The organism is Flavobacterium paronense, assembly GCF_030409795.1.
GTDB lineage: Bacteria > Bacteroidota > Bacteroidia > Flavobacteriales > Flavobacteriaceae > Flavobacterium > Flavobacterium paronense.
Genome location: NZ_JAUFQN010000019.1, coordinates 3,169,543 through 3,188,586, shown reverse-complemented (window position 1 = coordinate 3,188,586; position 19,044 = coordinate 3,169,543). Strand labels below are relative to the sequence as shown.

Here is a 19,044-nt window from a genome sequence, read left to right as displayed (position 1 = left end):
TTTTCCTGTAAAATTATTTTCTTTTGGAAGCAAAAAAGCGAAGCATTAAATCCGAGCATTCGTTGGCTAAAACACCTTTAATTACTTGAGTTTTTGGGTGAATTGAAGTCCCTAAATTTTGGTAACCTCTTTGCTCATCCGAAGCACCAAAAACGATTTTTGAAATCTGGCTCCAATACAAAGCTCCGGCACACATCTGACATGGTTCTAAAGTTACATAAAGTGTGCATCCTTTTAAGTATTTCCCGCCTATGAAATTTGCAGCTGAAGTAATAGCCTGCATTTCGGCATGAGCCGTAACATCATTCAGCATTTCGGTAAGATTGTGGGTTCTGGCAATGATTTTATTGTCGATTACAATTACGGCGCCGACTGGAATTTCCCCTTTTTCAAAAGCGAGTTCAGCTTCCTGCAAAGCTTTCTTCATAAAATAGTCATCGGTGAAAGGATTTTCCATAAAACAAAAATACTATTTTAGTACTATTATCGTTATCTGTGTAAACACAAACTTTATTCTTTATGGAAACTAACTATAAAATAACTGTTCCAAAACCGTGTCACGAAGATTGGGATAAAATGACGCCCGACCAAACAGGTAGGTTTTGCAATAGTTGTGTAAAAAGTGTTGTTGATTTCTCCGATATGAAAGCTACCGAGATTCAAGAGTATTTTATACGGAATCAGGGTCAAAAAATTTGTGGCCGATTTAAAACGGAGCAATTAGATTCGGTTATTATCCAGATTCCACGAGACGTTTTATTTTCTCAGGTTCAGTTTCATAAAATATTCATGCTGGCATTGTTAGTCAGCATGGGGACGACCTTGTTTAGTTGCCAGAACTCCAATGGGGATAAACAAAAAATTGATGGAGTTGAAGTGACCGACTCTACCTACACTACTACTGGTGTTATTCTTCCAAAAAAAGATACTATTAATGAAGAACATGTGACATTAGGTAAAATTGATATGAAAAGGTATGATTCCTTAGTTAAGGCTGGTGTAAAAATGCCGCCTCTTCCTCCACCACCGCCTGTTAAGCAGGTCAAATTTATTAAACCATCAAAAGAAAAAGTAGTTATTCAGCATTTAACTGGAGATGTCAAAGTAGTCCCTGAAACTAAAAAAAATGAAATGACATCTGGAATGGTTAGTCAGGTAAAGTTTTTAGACTCTACAAAAACAGAAAAGAAATAATTTCAGATTAATACCGTAAATTTGCTTTTTAAGACCATGAAAAGCACACTTCTTTCCCATATAGACAGCCCAACTGATTTACGAAAATTAGATCTTTCGCAATTGCCTCAACTGGCAAAAGAATTGCGTGAGTTTATTATCGATATCGTTTCGGTAAAAGAAGGTCATCTTGGTGCCTCCCTTGGTGTGGTTGAGTTAACGATTGCCTTGCATTATGTTTTTGATACGCCAAATGATTTGTTGGTTTGGGATGTTGGTCATCAGGCATACGGACATAAAATCTTAACCGAACGAAGAAAAAAGTTTAATACTAATCGACAGTTAGGCGGAATTTCAGGTTTTCCAAGACGTAGTGAAAGTGTTTACGATACTTTTGGTGTTGGACATTCTTCTACTTCAATTTCAGCTGCTTTGGGAATGGCGATTGCTTCACAGCTTAAAGGCGAAAACAAACATCATATTGCGGTGATTGGCGATGCTTCGATTGTAAGCGGAATGGCGTTTGAAGGTTTAAATCATGCTGGAGTTACGGATGCCAATTTGTTGATTATTCTAAATGACAACGCTATCGGAATTGACCCAAGTGTTGGCGCGTTGAAAAACTATTTAACCGCCGTTAAAGAAGGCAAAAATCCGAAGCAGAACAATATAATTAAATCGTTGAACATTGATTATTCCGGGCCAATTGACGGTCATGATATTGATGGTTTAATCAAGGAATTAGAGCGTTTGAAAAAAGTTAAAGGTCCAAAGTTTTTGCACATCGTAACAACGAAAGGCAAAGGCTTACAACAAGCCGAAGACGATCAGGTAAAATACCATGCGCCAGGAAAATTTGATGCGGCGACTGGTGAAATTCATAAAAAATCAGAGGAAAATTTGCCTCCGAAATTTCAGGATGTTTTTGGTTTGACTTTAGTTGAATTAGCTAAAGACAATCCGAAGATTATCGGAATTACACCAGCTATGCCAAGCGGAAGTTCGATGAAATTTATGATGGAAGCTTTCCCAAAAAGAGCCATTGATGTTGGCATTGCCGAACAACACGCTGTGACACTTTCTGCCGGAATGGCAACGCAAGGCATGGTGGTTTTCTGCAATATTTATTCGACGTTTTTACAACGTGCTTACGACCAAGTGATTCACGATGTAGCACTGCAAAACTTACCAGTGATTTTCTGTTTAGACCGCGCCGGATTGGTTGGCGAAGATGGCGCAACACATCACGGTGTTTTTGATTTGGCCTATTTACGCTGCATCCCGAATATGCTTATTTATGCACCAAAAGACGAAGCCGAATTGCAAAATATTCTATACACCGCTTCGTTAGGTTTAAAAAATCCGATAGCGATTCGGTATCCGCGTGGAAGAGGGAAAAATGTTGATTGGAAATTCCCAGCTGATTTTCAAAAGATAGAAATCGGAAAATCTAAAAAACTTAAAAAAGGTAAAAATGTTGCCATTCTATCAACCGGAACTATTGCCGATAATGTAACTCAGGCGTTAAACGGCATAGAAGACGAAGGCCATTTTGCGCATTATCATTTTGGTTTTGTAAAACCATTAGACGAAAAGAAACTGCACAAAATATGTGATAAATTCTCAACCATTATTACGGTTGAAGATGGCGTTACAACTGGTGGTTTTGGAAGTGCTGTTTTAGAATTTGCAGCAAAAAATGATTACGTTAACGAAATCTTCCTTTGCGGTGTTCCTGACTATTTTATAGAACACGGAACCGTTGACGAACTGCAGCAATTTTGCAACATCGATGTTGATGGTTTACGCTCACTTTTCTCAGGACTGCTTGAGGAAGAAGAGCAAGATGAAGATTAAGCCGTCACAATTTTGTTATACAATACCGCTTTCCCATCGGTCAGCATAGAGATGAAATGGCAAATATGAAGTAATCTTTCGTATAAAGTTTCCTTTTCCAGATGATGTTTTTCAGGCAGGATTTTCAATAATAACTTATCGTAATTTGTGGTTTTCCCTTCGTGATTATTATTGTACGCTGTGATGAATTTGTCTAATAAATTATTGATGATTTGGTAACCCGAAAGTTCTTTTTCAATGACTTCGCGGCTTTGATAAATGTTCTTTACGCTCAACTTGATGATGTCGTCCATTTGTGCTTTGTACTTGCTTTTATCGGTTAAGGCAAAATGGAATTTTCCTTGCAAAATGGCTTCTTCGTTTTCGATAAAAACTCTTACTGCGTCGTTTATTAAATTTCCTATCGCCAAAGCGCGCAAATAACTAATTCGGTCTTCCTTTGTTGTTAAGGTTTGATATTTTGCTGTATCAATTGTGTCTTTTACCAATTTGATTAAATATTCCAACGCAAAATCTTCGGAAACCAAACCGAGATTTATTCCGTCTTCAAAGTCGATAATCGTGTAGCAAATATCATCGGCAGCTTCGACTAAAAAAGCCAAAGGATGACGCTCGAAACCAATATCATTTCCGGTTTTGTTGGAAATCATTCCTAATTCTTCTGCCACTTCATTGAAGAAATCCTTATCAGATTGAAAGAAACCGTATTTTTTATCCGAGATGTTTTTGGTTGGTTTTTTGGGTAGACTTTCCTTTGGATATTTCATAAACGCACCCAAAACCGCATAGGTCAAACGCAGACTTCCTTCTATACCGGGGCGAGAACTGGAAAGCACTGAAAAACCATTGGCGTTCCCTTCAAAATCGATTAAATCCTGCCATTGCTTATCGGTTAATTGGTCTTTGTATTGCTGCCCTTTTCCGATGGAGAAATATTCGCCAATCGCTTTTTCCCCTGAATGCCCGAATGGCGGATTTCCGATATCGTGCGCTAAAGATGCTGCCGCTACTATCGCTCCAAAATCATTCATATGATAACCATGGACTTCTTTTAAATGCGGATATTTTTCAAGTATTTTTTTTCCAACTAATCTTCCTATAGAACGACCAACTACCGAAACTTCGAGACTGTGTGTCAAACGTGTATGCACAAAATCAGTTTTTGATAAAGGAATTACCTGTGTTTTATCCTGTAAACTTCGGAATGCAGACGAAAAGATGATTCGGTCATAATCAACTTCAAAGCCGAGACGTGTGTCGTCTTGCTCGATGCGTAACCGTTTGCTAGTGTCGCCTTGGCGTTTTAGTGATAAAAGTTGTTCCCAGGTCATATTGATTAAGGATTTAGGAATTTGAGAGTTAGGAATTACACTCAAATATACATTTTAAATTATTTTTTTATACAAATACTGACAACAGTTTTTTAGTCTGTTTGTCTCTTTTTAGTAAGTTGCCCTATCGCAATTACAATTATAAATACAACAACTAAAACCAAACTTGCTTTTATGTTTCCTAGATTCATTCCTTCCGGTTTTGTCAAATAATCTCCCATTGTTGCTCCAATTGGATGTGTCAAGATAATTGCAGTCCAATATAGAAATTCTCTAGATATTTTTGTCAAATACACTAACCCAACTACTAATGCAAGTAGAGCGGATAACAATAATGTTCCTCCTGAAAAACCTAATGGTGTGTCGTGTGCTAGTAAATCTCCGAACGCTGTTCCTAAAGTACTTGAAGTTAAAATAGCTATCCAATACAAAAACTCGGTTATTTTGTTTAAACCGCTTTCAACTGTGTTGGATTTGGAGTATGTTTTCCAAATAATAAACGTTAAACCTAAAGCGAAAATCAGCAAAATTGTCCCAAATAAATAACCTTGCTGCTCTGTATACCCAAAGTTATCTCTAAATAATGTCCTTGTAAAATAGTCGGAAATTGTGGTTCCGGCTGTACTTGCAAGCGTTATTACGGTCCAATATAAAAGTGATTTTTGATTTTCCGAATAAATAGAAATCAGCAAGGCAACCAGAAAAAGTACAATCAAAGCAAGGGTTCCGCCACCATAGCCTAGACTAAACGTTTGTGAGATTAAATCCCCCGCAGTTTCTCCTAAAGTATTAGCACTTATAATTAGTGCCCAATAAAAAAGATTGATTTTAGGTAAATGCTTCAATAGTTTGTTTTGTTACTTTTCATTTTATTTTTTTCTGCATACAAACACTATTTTCCACCCCTTTGTATTGCCCGAAGTTTTCAATCACTTTATATCCTAATTTTTGATACAAGCCAATAGCGTCAACCTGCATAAATCCCGTTTCAAGTATTGCTGTTGTATACTTTTCTTCTTTTGCCCAGGCTTCTAATTCGTTAAGAGTAGTTTTGGCTATTCCTTTTCCGCGATATTCAGGTAAAGTATACATGCGTTTGATTTCGGCTACTTTGGGTTCGAATTCCTTATAGGCCCCAATGCCAACTGCTTTATCATTTTCATAACAAATGACAGCATTTTTAAGCAAACTAGATTTATTGAACTGTGCATAAAAAGCATGATCTTCACCATCAAGAACTCTTAGATAGGCATCGAGTTGTATCACAAGATTGCCAAAATCTGCATTATCAGAAGTGGTTCTTTGAATTGTAATCATGGCTTATGAATTTTGCAAAGCATAAAATTGTTTCTTTTTTTCGTCTAACAAATGCTTATTGACCACATACGTTTTTGAAATACTATCGTGCCAACCTCGCGCCGGTATTGTTAAAAAAGAAAGTGATTCAAATGGTATTAAACGACAAATTGTACGCATCAAAATTCGTTCGTAATTTGGTTTTTCTCCGTTTTCGTCTACGACTATGGTTTGCGTTATAAATTTTCCAACTGTTCGCGCAAAAAAAATTTCAAAAAGATTGTAATAAACCAAAGCGATACAAGTTACAAAAGTGTATTGTGCAATATCGTTTTTTACAAAATTAGTCATGAAGTTTTTGTTGCCATTTGACTCGGCTATTGCAACCGCTATAGTAAATGCAATTATAAACAGGAACAATTGTGCAATATAATCCATCAATAAATTTAAAAATCGTTGGCTATGTGAAGCTAAAATTTCTTCCGTAACCGTGAATTGCCTTTTGTTGTTTTCTTCCATAATTATTATTCCTTTTGGTTGGCCAAAAAGAAATTTCTTGATTTTTTTGGGTATTGGTTAAAGCTTTTATCACTCGGATTGGCAATTACCGTTTTGATATTGATTTCGTCTCCGAGTTTGAAACTGGCTTCGGTATATTTATAATCCAAAAGGTATTCACCGCAAAAATAATTGCCGTCTTTGTCCTTTTCGATGATTCCTGTGTACACTCCTTTTTTTTCTTTTGACATAATGTTTATATGTTGATTTGGTTATTCGTTGATTTGATTAACCGAAATAGTTTTGGTTAATTTTATTTTCTAGCCCCGATAGTAGTGGAAATCCTTTTTGCTTTAACAAAAGCACTTCGACTGCGCTCAGGGTGACAAAGCAAAAAGATTGCAACGGATAGCGGTAAATAGCTCCTAAAAATACTAAAAAACAGCCATCAATCGATAGCTGTTTCTCTATATTCTATTTTCCTTATTCTATTCTCTTTTTACGACCCACACATTTCGCAATCATCCGGTCCAGCGTTTCTTGCTTGATCTACCATTGCTTTGAAATCTTCGGCAGTCATTTCCCCTGTTTCATTTGGCGCAACAACCTCAACAGCTACTGGTTCCGGAACTTGTGCTGTTGGTTCTGCTTTTTTATCGTTGTTTAATGTAAACTTGATAGCGTCAACTGCTGCTTTGGTTCTCAAATAGTACATTCCGGTTTTCAAGCCACTTTGCCAAGCGTAGAAATGCATTGATGTTAGTTTGGCATAATTTGCATCCTGCATAAACAAGTTCAACGATTGCGATTGGTCAATGAAGTACCCTCTGTGGCGCGACATATCAATGATGTCTTTCATTGACATTTCCCAAACGGTTTTGTACAATTCTTTTAAGTCTTGTGGAATATCCAAATCCTGAACAGAACCGTTATTGCGCATCAGTTGTTGTTTCAAATCTTCGGTCCAAAGTCCTCGTTTTACTAGGTCTTCCAATAAATGTTTGTTTACCACGATGAATTCTCCAGACAATACACGACGTGTGTAAATGTTAGAAGTGTACGGTTCGAATGCTTCGTTGTTTCCTAAAATTTGTGAAGTAGAAGCTGTTGGCATTGGTGCTACTAACAAGGAGTTTCTCACACCGTGTTTCATCACTTCTTTTCTTAACGCTGCCCAATCCCATCTTCCAGATAATTCCTCGTCTTTGATGTTCCAAAGGTTGTGTTGGAATTCTCCTTCTGAAATTGGCGAACCTTTGAAAGTAGAATAAGGTCCTTCTGTTTTGGCTTCTTCCATAGATGCCGTAACTGCAGCAAAATATAGGGTTTCGAAAATTTCCTGATTTAATTTTTTAGCTTCATCACTGGTGAAAGGCATTCTCAACAAAATGAAAGCATCGGCCAAACCTTGTACGCCAAGACCAACCGGACGGTGACGCATATTAGAGTTTTCAGCTTCTTTTACAGGATAGTAATTTCTATCGATTACTTTGTTTAAGTTTCTGGTTACACGTTTTGTTACGTTATATAGCAATTGGTGATTGAATTCGCCGTTTTCTACAAACATTGGCAACGAAATCGAGGCCAAATTACACACTGCAATTTCGTCTGCAGAAGTGTATTCCATGATTTCGGTACAAAGGTTTGACGAACGAATAACGCCCAAATTCTTTTGATTCGATTTACGGTTTGCTGCATCTTTGTACAACATATATGGTGTTCCGGTTTCGATTTGTGATTCGAGGATTTTCTCCCAAAGTTCACGAGCTTTAACCGTTTTTCTTCCTTTGTTTTGGGCTTCGTACGAAGTATATAATGCTTCGAATTCATCTCCGTAAACATCACATAATCCCGGACATTCGTTTGGACACATTAATGTCCAAGTCGTATCTTCCTGCACGCGTTTCATGAATAAATCGGATGTCCACATGGCGAAGAATAAATCTCTTGCACGCATTTCTTCTTTTCCTGTATTCTTTTTCAAATCCAAAAATTCGAAAATATCAGCATGCCAAGTTTCTAAATAAATAGCGAAACTTCCTTTACGTTTTCCGCCGCCTTGATCTACATAACGTGCCGTGTCATTGAACACTCTCAACATCGGAACAATTCCGTTTGAAGTTCCGTTAGTACCACGAATATAAGAACCTGTCGCACGAACGTTGTGGATTGATAATCCAATTCCACCTGCTGATTGCGAGATTTTAGCTGTTTGTTTTAGTGTATCGTAAATTCCATCGATGCTGTCGTCTTTCATTGTTAAAAGAAAACAAGAAGACATTTGAGGTTTTGGTGTTCCTGCGTTGAACAAGGTTGGCGTTGCATGCGTAAAGAATTTTTTTGACATCAAATCGTAGGTTTCAATTACGGATTCTAAGTCGTTTAAGTGAATTCCAACCGCTACACGCATCAACATATGCTGTGGACGCTCTACAATTTTTCCATTGATTTTAAGCAAATACGAACGCTCTAAGGTTTTGAAACCAAAGTAATCGTAGTTGAAATCACGGTTGTAGATGATATGAGAATTTAAAAATTCGGCGTTTGCCTGAATCGCTTCGTGCACTTCATCAGAAAGTAATGGTGCTTTTTGGTTCGTTCTTGGATTTACATAAAAGTACATTTCTTTCATGGTTTCCGAGAAGGATTTATTGGTGTTTTTATGCAAGTTAGATATCGCGATACGCGCTGCTAATTGTGCATAATCCGGATGTGCAATAGTCATGGAAGCGGCAGTTTCTGCTGCTAAGTTGTCAAGTTCTGAAGTAGTTACACCGTCATATAATCCTTCGATTACACGCATGGTTACTTTTACAGCGTCGACCAAATCGTTTAATCCGTAACATAATTTTTTAATTCTGTCCGTGATTTTGTCGAACATTACCGGCTCTTTGTGGCCGTCTCTTTTTACTACATACATAAGCTTGTCAGTTTTTAAAAACAGAAAATCCCTTCGCTGCTTTTGGTTATTTGTTAAGGTTTTGCTTTGTACTGATTTATTAAAAAGTTCAGTTTCTTTTTAAGGAGCTGTTTCCAGCTTTCCGTTTTATCTTTTTGAAACCATTAAGAAATTAAGTTTCATTAAGGCTTAATTTTCTTAATCTCTTAATGGTTCAAATTTTGAATGATTCAGAAACAAAGTAAGATTAAAAATCAGCGTCGAAACTAATCTTTCCTGATTCTGAATCGGTATTCATTACACCTGCTTTTTGGTATTCGGCAACTCGTTTTTCAAAGAAATTGGTTTTTCCTTGTAATGAAATCATGTCCATAAAATCAAACGGATTGGTTGAGTTATACACTCTTTTACATCCTAATTCTACTAACAATCTATCGGCAACAAATTCTAAGTATTGGGTCATCAACGTTGCGTTCATTCCAATCAAACTTACAGGAAGTGACTCGGTAATAAACTCACGTTCAATATCTAAAGCATCGGTAATGATTTCTGTAATTCTGGATTTTGATACTTTGTTTACCAAATGGTGGTTGTGCAAATGCACCGCAAAATCGCAGTGAACGCCTTCATCGCGGGAAATTAATTCGTTTGAGAAGGTCAAGCCCGGCATTAATCCGCGTTTTTTCAACCAGTAAATTGAGCAAAATGCGCCTGAGAAAAAGATGCCTTCAACGGCTGCAAAAGCGATTAATCTTTCGGCAAACGAATCAGAACCAATCCATTTTAAAGCCCAGTCTGCTTTCTTTCTAATTGCCGGAAAAACTTCTAAAGCATTGAAAAGCTGTGCTTTTTCGGCTTCGTCTTTTACGTAAGTATCAATCAAAAGCGAGTAAGTTTCGCTGTGAATGTTTTCCATCATGATTTGGAAACCGTAGAAAAACTTAGCTTCCGGATATTGCACTTCATTCACAAAATTCTCGGCCAAGTTCTCATTTACAATTCCGTCAGAAGCAGCGAAGAAAGCCAAAATGTGTTTGACGAAATACTTTTCATCGCTGTTTAACTTATTATTCCAATCGGACAAATCTTGGTGCAAATCAATTTCTTCAGCAGTCCAAAAACTAGCTTCCATTTTTTTATACCAATCCCAAATATCATGATGTTTAATTGGGAAAATCACAAAACGATTTTTATTTTCTTGTAAAATTGGTTCGATGTTAGCCATTTTGAATTTGTCTTTTTATTTTTTTGGTGATTTTTTATTACAATCTGTATGTTACAAAGATTGTCAAATGAATCGTAAAAAGAAAGCCAAACTTATTCACAATACGCTCTAGTTTTTAACATTTACAGTGTTTTTATGTTCGTATTGTTGTTTTTGTATTTTACTGATTTTCAGTAGTTTAAAAAATTCAAATCTTTGAAAAACCCCTAAAACAAAGGTAGTTAAGAATTTTCTTTCGCTAAAATTTTAACATTTTTGAACATTCTGAAAAGTGATATTTTTCGAATAAAAAAAACGCATTTTTCTATGATTGAAAAATGCGTTTGGCTTTTTAAAGAAACTTAAAGGGTTTATTCTTCTCCGTCTCTATCAATATAGGTTTTATTGCCGTTTTTATTGATGTAATATTTACCGCCTCTTGGACCTGTAAACACTTTTTTACCTTTATACGTTCCGGTTACTTTATCCTTAACTTTCTTTTCGGCTGCTTTTGACGTAGCCGTTTCTTTCATATCTTCTTTTTCTTCAGCTGCTGTTTTTTTAACTTTTGCTGCTGTTTTGTTTGTTGTTGCTTTAGTTTTTCCTTCTACAGATTTAGCTTTGCCTGTTGCTGACGCACTAGTTGTTTTGACTTCTTTTGTTGCGTCTTTATAGCGTTTGTCTACTGTCCCGTCTTTTTTAAGTTTAGGTGCGTCTTTTGCTGCTTCTTTAAAACGCTTATCTGGTGTTCCGTCTTTTTTTGTTTTGGATGCCGTTTTTTCTGGAGCATCTTTGGCTTTCTTTTCTGTTTTAACTGCTTTGCCTTTTACTTCCTTTTTTGCTGCTGTCGCATCTTTTTTGGCTTCTTTTTTAGCCTTCTCAGCTTCTTTTTTAGCTTTTGCTTCGGCTGCTTTTTCTTTTTTGGCTGCAGCCTTTTCGGTTTTAGCTTTAGCTGCTTTTTCTTTTGCAGTTTGGGCATAGAATGTATTTGAGAAAACAAATACTAGGCATAATAAAATAAGTTTCTTCATGACTTTAAAATTTTTGTTTGTTGAAATTAAAATTAATACTTTTTTTAACACAAAAAAATGATATGCTTAAAAATATGCTCTCAATTGTACATTTCCTGTATGTATTGTTTGGCTTGTTTCGGTTTTTCTGCCTTGGTAGTTAATGTTGATGTCTAAAAACTGTGTTAGATTTTTTTGCAACAACAATCGCCAGGTCATATTTTTTCCGGGTTGTAATCCTTCCAACATCTGAAATGCCACAGCTGATTGTGCATCGCCATCGAATTTATTTTGATACAAAGAAAATTCTCCGTTCATCGTGACTTTCTTTTCACTAGCATATGAAAACGAAGTTCCGAAACGGTTTTGTACTAATTTTTCGGAATTGCCTATCTGATTTTTCTTATTTTGATATTCATAAAAAATATCCCAACTCGCATTTTTATTAAAGAGATAAGAAATCTTCGGGCCGATTTGATAGCCATTTACCTTATAATTTTTGCTGCTGTAATTCTCAGAAGTCAAAGCCGATTCTGAAGTTTCAGTGCCCAAAGTAAACAACCACGTTTTTTCAACCAAATGTGCATATTGCAATTGGTGCGTGCTGTTTATATTTTCCTGTGAACCTACAGAAAGTAGATTTTTTATTCGGTTATTGATGAATGTATAGGTTACAGAATGCTTCTGTTTGCCTCGATTGTAAAACAAACTATTTCTGAAGCTGGTGTTCAATCCCAATAAATTATCGTTGGAAGTTGAAAACGGATTTAAATCGAAATTGTCTCCGTTCCGTTCTATTTTTCGCTCGATTAAAAAAGAAGTTTGGTTATAAAAATGGGACAAAACTTTTTTGAAACCAATTGAATTCTGCCATTGACTCATATTTAAAGTCAAGGCTTGAGAGAATTTATTTTGATGTGTTTTAACAAAAATCTGATTCGGTAAAAACACGCGAACGTATTTCGCCTGATCGGGAAAAGCAGCAACTTCAAATTCTTCCAATTCTTGTATTCCGTTGCCGTTGTAGTCAATCCAGGTATAAACACCTTGCCCTGGTTCGACTTCTAAATAAGTAAATTCCTGTTGGGCAATCGTTCCCGAAGTAGTTTCATAAGCCGTGGTTACAAGCATTAATTGGTTAAAATATTTGTCGTTATATAACAATCTGGAATTCAGAGAAGGTTCATTTTTTCGAGCAGTATCAACATATTTTAGGTTTCTATAATTCACAAACAAAGACAAATCGCTTTTCTTAGTCTGCATTAATTTCGATTTCAAATAATACGATTGAGAGGTGTTGACTTTTTGCAAAAAGCTGTTTTGCAAACTGTCATTTAAACGTTGCAGATAACCCAATTCTACAAAGACTTTAGTGCTGTCGCCTCGTCCAACAAAAGCGCCATATTCTGTAAATCGTTGGCTTAAAGATGATAATTGCTGTGTTGCAACTATTTTTTCTTTGTTGTTTTCCAATCGCAGACTGCTGCCAATCCAATTCTTTTTGAAGTTATAACGGACTTGTGAATTGTTTCTGATGAAGGTTGAATTAGAATAAGTTCCGTCACTTTTTAGATAACTGCTGTTTTGAAGAATATTCCAGTTGTTAAGTTTGAACAATCCATTGAGAATATGACGGTTTCCCGAGAAACTTTTGGAGAAATCCAACTTTTCAAACTGATACGTTAGCTTTCCTTTTTCGGGCAAAATGAAATCCAAACCATTAATCAATAAACTCTGATTGCCTTCCAAAGTGGTCAAATTCCAATCGCGGTTAAATTCAATGTTGAACAAACGTTCGATAGTTTTGAAATTTTCCTGCACATATTGATAATTTCCAAAAGCATCAATCTGCCATTTTTTAGAAAACAAACGTTGCTTGAAATTCAGTTTTCCGGCAAGACCTTTATTATTGTTATCATCATTCGCCGAAAATAGATTCAAATCATTATTACTCACACCAACTTCAAAATCAATCGAAGTTTTTTCACTAGGATTGTATTTGCCTAAAACGGTCGCAATCTGAATTTTTGTTGGTGCCACCAATCGCGTTATTGGTTCATAATTTCCTTGCGGAATGCCTGCAATAGGTTCAATGTATTGGTAAATTTTGCCAATTGCTGATGAATTTGTCAATATATAATTCCCGAGATTATTGCCAACCAACGTGAACTTTACATTATATAATTCATCTGTAGCATCATTCGAATATTCGAAAGCTTCACCGCCTGTAACAGTGATTTTTTTATATAAAATTTTATTCTCTGAATACGAATCCAAATAAGCTGATGGCGCATTCATTAAATTGATATTATCTCCAGCGTTACTCAAAATCGCTACTTGTTCAGCAGTTAAGTTTTGCTGTAATGGTTGATTTTTCACATCGCTTTCTGAATACAAATAACCACCTAAGCTCCAATTTTTTGCATCGTGATTAACGCCACCATACGTCACAAAACGAGTATAATTTCTATCTGAATATTGGTATTCAATAACGATTCGCATTTCGGAAGTTATTGGAAATAGCGAGGTAAACGTGATTTCTCCCGCATTATAATCGATAATATAATCGTTGCTTTCACCACGTTTTTTTAAAATCCCGTTGACATAAACACGTTCTGAACCTGAAATTACTAAGACATACAATTCACCATTATTCCCCCGTAACTTATAGGGCCCTTGATTTCCTTCTTGACCAGTGAATGCGCTTTTGGCATATTGTCCTCGAACCAAAGCTGCTGAAGCAAAAACATCAGTCTTATTTTCTTCGCCTCCAAAAGTGAAATGAGTTGAAAGTCCTTGTACCTTTTTGTTGAAATTTAGGAATCGTGATTGGCGGTTTTCGAGAAATAAATCGCCGGCGCGGATGTTCCACTTATCGGTAAATAATTCGATGAAAATCTGATCAAATTCATCTAGCTTTTGCGAATAACCATTGTCTTGTAGCGGAATATTGGAATCTTGAATCGAAGCACGAAGTGAGACTTTATCAGAAATTTTTCCAGTGATTTGTAAATCGAGATTAGAACTTACAGAAGCATTTTGATTGTTGCCAATTGTAACGCCACGTGTGATGCTTCCTGACGTATTCAAACCATCAAACGGCACAAACTTTTTAATGGAGCGATTAACCTTGTACAAACCTCCGTCATTAGCAACTACTCTGTCTTGGTCATAAATGCTGTAGGTTTTAGTTAACTGCTCAGGATATTTGAAGTAACGAACCGTTATGCTATCTTGTGAAGTAAAGTTATTTTTAAAAACTAATTTTCCTTTTTTGAAATCAATTTTGTAAAAACTGCTGTCAATTTCTTTTCCTTCTGAAGTTTGAAGTTTAAAGAAACTTGGACTAATACTTACTTTTTCAATTTCGATAGTATCGTTTGAAACGGCAACTTTTTTACTGCTGTATAAAGTCTTGATTTCCTGAGCAGAAAGCTTAGAAAAACCAACAAGTACAACTAATAAAAAAAGTTTTTTCAGCATACATATAATAACGTAAAAAAGCTGTTTTGAGTATAAAAAACTACTCTTTAGTCACAATCTGCATTGTTTCTCTTGAGATTTGTTTCAGCAAAACTGTTTTGCCTTTTTCAACCATTTCAGCTGCTTCTTTATTGAAATGTCTGATAGTAAATAACGAGACATTTTCGTTATAAGAAATCTTGAACTTTTTAGAAAGAATATTTTTCAGCTCGTTGAAATTCCCAAATTTATCTTCAAGGCAAACCGAAAAACTGATAGCCGAATTTTGAATTAAGCTTGTTTTAATTTTATATTGGTGCAACAAAGCAAAGATTTCACTTATGTTTTCTTCCATAATGAAAGAGAAATCTATTGACGAAAGTGACAGTAGCAATTGGTCTTTTTTAACAATAAAACATGGTGTTTTTGGTTCCAAATCTTGCCCTTTAGAAACGCTAGTTCCAGGCAATAATGGGTTTAAAAATGACTTTACAAATAACGGAATTTCCTTTTTCTGTAATGGTTGTAATGTTTTTGGGTGAATAACAGAAGCGCCGTAAAATGCCAACTCAATGGCTTCGCGATACGAAATTTGGTTTAACAAAATTGCATTTTCAAAATATCGCGGATCTGCATTCAAAACTCCGGGAACGTCTTTCCAAATGGTTACACTTTCGGCATTTAAGCAATATGCAAAAATAGCTGCTGTATAATCAGACCCTTCCCGTCCTAAAGTTGTAGTGAAATTATTTTCATCCGAACCTAAAAATCCTTGTGTAATATTGAGTGCTTTCTTCTTTACGCCTTTTGAAATGAGCTGCTGTGTCTTTTCCCAATCTAAATCAGCATCACGATAATTGTTATTGGTTTTAATGAAATTACGAACATCTATCCAGTTGTTTTTTAATCCGGCATGATTGAAATAATGGCTTACAATAGTTGTAGAAACTATTTCTCCGTAGCTTACAATTTGATCATACACAAAGTTATAATTCGGAGATTTGTTACTGCGTAAAAAGTATTCCAAATCAGCGAAATGACTGTTTACGGCGTAAAAAACATCATGCGATTCGTCATCAAATAAATCTAATAAAATTTGGTTGTGGTATTTCCGAACATCCTGCAATGAGGAATGCAATTCATTTGATTTTTCGAAATAATTTTTGATTACCAATTCTAATGCATTCGTAGTTTTTCCCATAGCAGAAATTACCAAAAGCGTGTCTTCGTGACCTACTTTTTCTAATACACTGAATACATTTTTAATTCCATCGGCGTCTTTTACGGATGCGCCACCAAATTTGAATATTCTCATTTTACTACTTTTAGAAGAAAGAAGAAAGAGCCAAGAAGAAAGACTTTTGTAAATTCAACGAAGAGGTCTTGCTTCTTGCTTCTTGTTTCTATTTTTTACTTAAAAATTCATTTATTCCGTTTTCGTCCATTTGCGCCACACGCCAATCTTCTAATACTTTTGCTCCTGATTTCTGATAGAATTCTATTGCTGGTATATTCCAATCCAAAACTGCCCATTCAATCCGACGCACTTTGTCAATTTTCCCTTGCTCGATAATTTTGGTATACAATTCAAAACCAACACCACTTCCACGCATGTCTTCTTTCACAATCAAGTCTTCTAAATGTATTGTTTTTCCTTTCCATGTTGAATAGCGGTAATAGTAAAGTGCAATTCCAACTATGTTGCTATTTATCTCAGCAACGAAAGTATAAAATAAAGGGTCTTTACCAAAACCGTCATTCTCCAAATCTGCAACAGTCACCTCTACAGCATGTGGTTCTTTTTCAAAAATAGCTAATTCCTGAATGAGTTCAAGAACCGCTTTCATGTCTTTTTTTTCCCCTTTTCGGATGTTCATTTGAGCTAATTTTTCAACAAAAATACAATTATTAAATTCTTAGCGAAATAGATTTTTTCTTTCCCAAATTTATCGATATTTGCACGAACAACTACAACGATTTCGTAATGGAAGAACGCAACAAAACATTAGGTGAATTTATCATCGAAAAACAAGAAGAATTTCAATATTCTTCCGGAGAATTATCAAGAATTATCAATTCAATTAGGCTTGCGGCCAAAGTTGTAAACTACAAAGTAAATAAAGCCGGTTTAGTTGATATTGTTGGGGCTGCAGGTGAACAAAACATTCAAGGAGAAGATCAGCAAAAACTAGATGTGTATGCCAATGAAATTTTTATTCAAACGCTAATCAATCGTGAAATTGTTTGCGGAATTGCCTCAGAAGAAAGCGACGATTTTATAACAGTTGCAGGCTCTGATAAAAGTCACAATAACAAATACGTTGTATTGATGGATCCATTGGATGGTTCTTCTAATATTGATGTGAATGTTTCGGTTGGAACTATTTTTTCGGTTTACAGACGAGTAACTCCGGTTGGAAGTCCGGTAACTTTAGAAGATTTTTTGCAGCCTGGTACTAATCAAGTAGCTGCAGGTTATGTAATTTATGGCACTTCGACGATGTTGGTTTATACAACAGGTCATGGTGTAAATGGCTTTACTTTGAATCCCGCCATTGGAACATTTTATTTATCACATCCAAACATGCAATTCTCAAAAGACGGCATCATTTATTCTATCAATGAAGGAAACTATGTGCATTTCCCGCAAGGCGTAAAAGATTATTTAAAATATTGTCAGCTCGAAGAAGGCGACAGACCTTATACATCGCGCTATATTGGGAGTTTGGTTTCCGATATTCACCGAAATATGATAAAAGGTGGAATTTATATTTATCCGACAAGTTCAAAATCGCCGAAAGGAAAATTGCGTTTACTATACGAATGCAACCCAATGGCTTTTATAGCCGAACAAGCTGGTGGAAAAGCTTCAGACGGTTTCGGAAGAATTATGGAAATCCAACCAACAGAATTACATCAACGTGTACCATTCTTTTGCGGGAGTTACAATATGGTGGAAAAAGCTGAGACTTTTATGGCAAAATATTGTTAATTAAAAGAAGAAAGAGACAAGAAGAAAGAGACAAGAAGAAAGAAAAAAGGCAGAAAATTAAAAACTTTCTGCCTTTTCTATTATAAAATCTTGCAGCGCAGCGATCTTGTTTCTTGCAGCGCAGTGGTCTTTTTCTATTTATTCATATGTGCCATTTCGTAAACAAACGTATCTAAATCAACACCCAAAATCAATAATGACATTGCTTTATCAACAATAAAAGATACGTTTCCTGGTGTAAATCCGAGTGCCAAAGCAAACTTGGTTAAAACTTGTTTTTGTTTTGGTCCCAAAACGTGATCTACATAAACCATTCTTGACAAATCATACAAACGTTCTAACCGTTGCGAATGCAAGTATGGCGGATTAATTGGATATTTTAAAGGATTTTCTAAAATCTCTACATATTCTGAAGCAGAAATTTCTAACCGAACCGCAAGTTTATCTAAGAATTCTTTTTCTTCTTTGCTTAATGCACCATCTGAGAGAGCAACTCTGACAATGGCCGAAAAGTGCGCTTTATTTCTACTTTTAAATTCGCTATCAAATAGATCTGAAAATGACATGTTGTTTTGTTTATGTAATGCAAATATAATTCAAATTACTCTTTTCCGGAAACGGAAATCAAAATGTTTTTAATCGATTTTAGTGGTAATTTTTTATGGCAAAACAAAATAAATTGTAAGTTTACGATACCAAACAACCTAATGCTATGTCAGATTTCTGGATTTACTTCTCTTCAGGATTACAACATCTGTGCAATATAAATGCTTATACTGATGTTTTATTCCTCCTCGCTCTCACAGTTCCATACGAGTTCAAAGCATGGAAAAGAATTCTGATTCTAATCTCCTTGTTTACTGCAGCACACACATTAGCAGTACTGCTTTCTGTTTTCAATATCGTTACAATTAAAGCGAGTATTATTGCTTTTATAATTCCGATTCTAATTCTAATAACAGCTCTTTACAATATTATTTCCGTAGGAAAATCGGGTAAAAAAGACAGCCTTATTTTTATTGCAATTGTAGCATCTTTATTCGGACTTTTTCACGGTTTGGGCTTTTCTAATTATTTCAATACTATTGTTCCAAATAAACCAACAGACAAATTATTACCGCTTTTTGAATCAGCTCTTGGTTTTGGAGTGTCACTACTTATTGTTGTTCTCTTAGCCTTGTTACTGGCTTATGTTGTTCAAACCTTGCTCAAATTTACTAAACGCGATTGGCTTTTAATCATTTCTGCATTTGTCGTTGGCATAGTAATTCCGATGATTATCAGAAGTGAAATTTGGGTTAAATAATTGTTCAGAAGCGAAA

General features: G+C 35.6%; 17 protein-coding genes. 4 read left to right on the top strand and 13 right to left on the bottom strand.

What is annotated here, in order from left to right:
- Positions 1-13: 13 nt before the first annotated feature.
- Positions 14-457 (bottom strand): nucleoside deaminase, encoded by a 444-nt coding sequence (locus QWY90_RS15135; protein WP_290284088.1) that lies wholly within the window; start codon positions 455-457, stop codon positions 14-16.
- A gap of 62 nt (positions 458-519) precedes the next feature.
- Here QWY90_RS15135 and QWY90_RS15130 point away from each other — a divergent pair, with 62 nt between their 5' ends.
- Positions 520-1,194, top strand: coding sequence for a hypothetical protein (locus tag QWY90_RS15130; protein ID WP_290284087.1), 675 nt, complete (start codon positions 520-522; stop codon positions 1,192-1,194).
- Positions 1,195-1,230: 36 nt separating this feature from the next.
- Entirely contained in the window at positions 1,231-3,030 is a 1,800-nt protein-coding gene (locus QWY90_RS15125; RefSeq protein WP_290284086.1) for a 1-deoxy-D-xylulose-5-phosphate synthase, read from the top strand.
- Here QWY90_RS15125 and QWY90_RS15120 read toward each other — a convergent pair.
- The 11 genes from QWY90_RS15120 to QWY90_RS15070 form a co-directional block, all read right to left on the bottom strand.
- Positions 3,027-4,361 (bottom strand): deoxyguanosinetriphosphate triphosphohydrolase, encoded by a 1,335-nt coding sequence (locus QWY90_RS15120; RefSeq protein ID WP_290286914.1) that lies wholly within the window; start codon positions 4,359-4,361, stop codon positions 3,027-3,029. The genes QWY90_RS15125 and QWY90_RS15120 overlap by 4 nt on opposite strands.
- 92 nt (positions 4,362-4,453) lie before the next feature.
- Positions 4,454-5,206, bottom strand: coding sequence for a COG4705 family protein (locus QWY90_RS15115; protein WP_290284085.1), 753 nt, complete (start codon positions 5,204-5,206; stop codon positions 4,454-4,456).
- A 19-nt stretch (positions 5,207-5,225) separates the two neighbouring features.
- Positions 5,226-5,678: a GNAT family N-acetyltransferase gene (locus QWY90_RS15110; RefSeq protein ID WP_290284083.1), complete on the bottom strand. Its 453-nt coding sequence runs from the start codon at positions 5,676-5,678 to the stop codon at positions 5,226-5,228.
- Between the two features lie 3 nt (positions 5,679-5,681).
- Complete coding sequence (locus tag QWY90_RS15105) at positions 5,682-6,176, bottom strand: RDD family protein (protein ID WP_290284082.1); 495 nt, start codon at positions 6,174-6,176, stop codon at positions 5,682-5,684.
- Positions 6,177-6,181: 5 nt separating this feature from the next.
- Entirely contained in the window at positions 6,182-6,406 is a 225-nt protein-coding gene (locus QWY90_RS15100; protein WP_290284081.1) for a hypothetical protein, read from the bottom strand.
- Between the two features lie 248 nt (positions 6,407-6,654).
- Entirely contained in the window at positions 6,655-9,075 is a 2,421-nt protein-coding gene (locus QWY90_RS15095) for a ribonucleoside-diphosphate reductase subunit alpha (protein WP_290286912.1), read from the bottom strand.
- A gap of 226 nt (positions 9,076-9,301) precedes the next feature.
- Positions 9,302-10,279, bottom strand: a complete 978-nt coding sequence (locus QWY90_RS15090) for a ribonucleotide-diphosphate reductase subunit beta (RefSeq protein WP_290286910.1) — start codon at positions 10,277-10,279, stop codon at positions 9,302-9,304.
- A gap of 350 nt (positions 10,280-10,629) precedes the next feature.
- Positions 10,630-11,289 carry a hypothetical protein gene (locus QWY90_RS15085; RefSeq protein WP_290286908.1) on the bottom strand — a complete coding sequence of 220 codons (660 nt, stop codon included), beginning with the start codon at positions 11,287-11,289 and terminating at the stop codon, positions 10,630-10,632.
- Positions 11,290-11,355: 66 nt separating this feature from the next.
- Positions 11,356-14,751 carry a DUF8818 domain-containing protein gene (locus tag QWY90_RS15080; protein WP_290286907.1) on the bottom strand — a complete coding sequence of 1,132 codons (3,396 nt, stop codon included), beginning with the start codon at positions 14,749-14,751 and terminating at the stop codon, positions 11,356-11,358.
- A 40-nt stretch (positions 14,752-14,791) separates the two neighbouring features.
- Positions 14,792-16,045: an aspartate kinase gene (locus QWY90_RS15075; protein ID WP_290286906.1), complete on the bottom strand. Its 1,254-nt coding sequence runs from the start codon at positions 16,043-16,045 to the stop codon at positions 14,792-14,794.
- Between the two features lie 88 nt (positions 16,046-16,133).
- Positions 16,134-16,607 (bottom strand): GNAT family N-acetyltransferase, encoded by a 474-nt coding sequence (locus QWY90_RS15070; protein ID WP_290286904.1) that lies wholly within the window; start codon positions 16,605-16,607, stop codon positions 16,134-16,136.
- A gap of 107 nt (positions 16,608-16,714) precedes the next feature.
- Here QWY90_RS15070 and fbp point away from each other — a divergent pair, with 107 nt between their 5' ends.
- Positions 16,715-17,722 (top strand): class 1 fructose-bisphosphatase, encoded by a 1,008-nt coding sequence (fbp, locus tag QWY90_RS15065; protein WP_290286903.1) that lies wholly within the window; start codon positions 16,715-16,717, stop codon positions 17,720-17,722.
- Between the two features lie 134 nt (positions 17,723-17,856).
- On the opposite strand, the gene QWY90_RS15060 is transcribed toward fbp, so the two are convergent.
- Complete coding sequence (locus tag QWY90_RS15060) at positions 17,857-18,288, bottom strand: tellurite resistance TerB family protein (RefSeq protein WP_290286902.1); 432 nt, start codon at positions 18,286-18,288, stop codon at positions 17,857-17,859.
- 146 nt (positions 18,289-18,434) lie between these two features.
- On the opposite strand from QWY90_RS15060, the gene QWY90_RS15055 reads away from it, so the two are divergent.
- Positions 18,435-19,028, top strand: a complete 594-nt coding sequence (locus QWY90_RS15055) for a HupE/UreJ family protein (protein ID WP_290286900.1) — start codon at positions 18,435-18,437, stop codon at positions 19,026-19,028.
- Positions 19,029-19,044 lie beyond the last annotated feature (16 nt).

Excerpts from the sequence above, each read along its gene's own strand:
- QWY90_RS15135 (WP_290284088.1), bottom strand. The coding sequence starts at position 457 with ATGGAAAATCCTTTCACCGATGACTATTTTATGAAGAAAGCTTTGCAG.
- QWY90_RS15130 (WP_290284087.1), top strand. The coding sequence starts at position 520 with ATGGAAACTAACTATAAAATAACTGTTCCAAAACCGTGTCACGAAGAT.
- QWY90_RS15125 (WP_290284086.1), top strand. The coding sequence starts at position 1,231 with ATGAAAAGCACACTTCTTTCCCATATAGACAGCCCAACTGATTTACGA.
- QWY90_RS15120 (WP_290286914.1), bottom strand. The coding sequence starts at position 4,361 with ATGACCTGGGAACAACTTTTATCACTAAAACGCCAAGGCGACACTAGC.
- QWY90_RS15110 (WP_290284083.1), bottom strand. The coding sequence starts at position 5,678 with ATGATTACAATTCAAAGAACCACTTCTGATAATGCAGATTTTGGCAAT.
- QWY90_RS15105 (WP_290284082.1), bottom strand. The coding sequence starts at position 6,176 with ATGGAAGAAAACAACAAAAGGCAATTCACGGTTACGGAAGAAATTTTA.
- QWY90_RS15100 (WP_290284081.1), bottom strand. The coding sequence starts at position 6,406 with ATGTCAAAAGAAAAAAAAGGAGTGTACACAGGAATCATCGAAAAGGAC.
- QWY90_RS15095 (WP_290286912.1), bottom strand. The coding sequence starts at position 9,075 with ATGTATGTAGTAAAAAGAGACGGCCACAAAGAGCCGGTAATGTTCGAC.
- QWY90_RS15090 (WP_290286910.1), bottom strand. The coding sequence starts at position 10,279 with ATGGCTAACATCGAACCAATTTTACAAGAAAATAAAAATCGTTTTGTG.
- QWY90_RS15085 (WP_290286908.1), bottom strand. The coding sequence starts at position 11,289 with ATGAAGAAACTTATTTTATTATGCCTAGTATTTGTTTTCTCAAATACA.
- QWY90_RS15080 (WP_290286907.1), bottom strand. The coding sequence starts at position 14,751 with ATGCTGAAAAAACTTTTTTTATTAGTTGTACTTGTTGGTTTTTCTAAG.
- QWY90_RS15075 (WP_290286906.1), bottom strand. The coding sequence starts at position 16,045 with ATGAGAATATTCAAATTTGGTGGCGCATCCGTAAAAGACGCCGATGGA.
- QWY90_RS15070 (WP_290286904.1), bottom strand. The coding sequence starts at position 16,607 with ATGAACATCCGAAAAGGGGAAAAAAAAGACATGAAAGCGGTTCTTGAA.
- fbp (WP_290286903.1), top strand. The coding sequence starts at position 16,715 with ATGGAAGAACGCAACAAAACATTAGGTGAATTTATCATCGAAAAACAA.
- QWY90_RS15060 (WP_290286902.1), bottom strand. The coding sequence starts at position 18,288 with ATGTCATTTTCAGATCTATTTGATAGCGAATTTAAAAGTAGAAATAAA.
- QWY90_RS15055 (WP_290286900.1), top strand. The coding sequence starts at position 18,435 with ATGTCAGATTTCTGGATTTACTTCTCTTCAGGATTACAACATCTGTGC.